Annotated in this window: 1 protein-coding gene; it reads left to right on the forward strand. The window is 62.6% G+C overall.

Translation table 11 applies throughout. The features are described from left to right. On the forward strand, nucleotides 1-682 hold a 682-nt coding region (locus OC610_RS28380; RefSeq protein ID WP_332880488.1), incomplete at its 5' end, for an imelysin family protein. Between the last annotated feature and the right edge of the window lie 50 nt (nucleotides 683-732).

Here is a 732-nt window from a genome sequence, read left to right on the forward strand (position 1 = left end):
TGGCAATCGTCCGGCCTCGGATTACCTGGAAGGCGCCGGCGCCACTGGCGGCCACAACGACCGTCGTCGTGCCTACCTGAAGTCCGTGACCCAACTGCTGGTCAACGACCTGCAGGAAATGGTCGGCAACTGGAAGCCGAACGTGGCCGACAACTACCGTGCCACCCTGGAAGCCGAACCTGCCGAAACCGGCCTGCGCAAGATGCTGTTCGGCATGGGCAGCCTGTCCTTGGGCGAACTGGCGGGCGAGCGCATGAAAGTCTCCCTGGAAGCCAACTCCCCGGAAGACGAACAGGATTGCTTCAGCGACAACACCCACAACTCGCATTTCTACGATGCCAAAGGCGTGCGTAACGTCTACCTGGGCGAATACACCCGTGTCGACGGCACCAAGATGACCGGCGCCAGCCTGTCATCCCTTGTGGCCAAGGCCGACCCGGCCGCCGACACCGCGCTCAAGACCGACCTGGCCGACACCGAAGCCAAGATCCAGGTCATGGTCGATCACGCCAACAAGGGTGAGCACTACGACCAACTGATCGCCGCTGGCAACACCGCGGGCAACCAGATCGTACGCGACGCCATCGCCGCCCTGGTCAAGCAGACCGGTTCGATAGAACAGGCCGCGGGCAAGCTGGGCATCAGCGACCTCAATCCGGACAACGCTGATCACGAGTTCTGATCAACGCCGGCTGGCTGAGGGTTGACGCAGCCAGCCACGCCATAAAACCT

Source organism: Pseudomonas agronomica (assembly GCF_025917275.1).
Classification (GTDB): domain Bacteria; phylum Pseudomonadota; class Gammaproteobacteria; order Pseudomonadales; family Pseudomonadaceae; genus Aquipseudomonas; species Aquipseudomonas agronomica.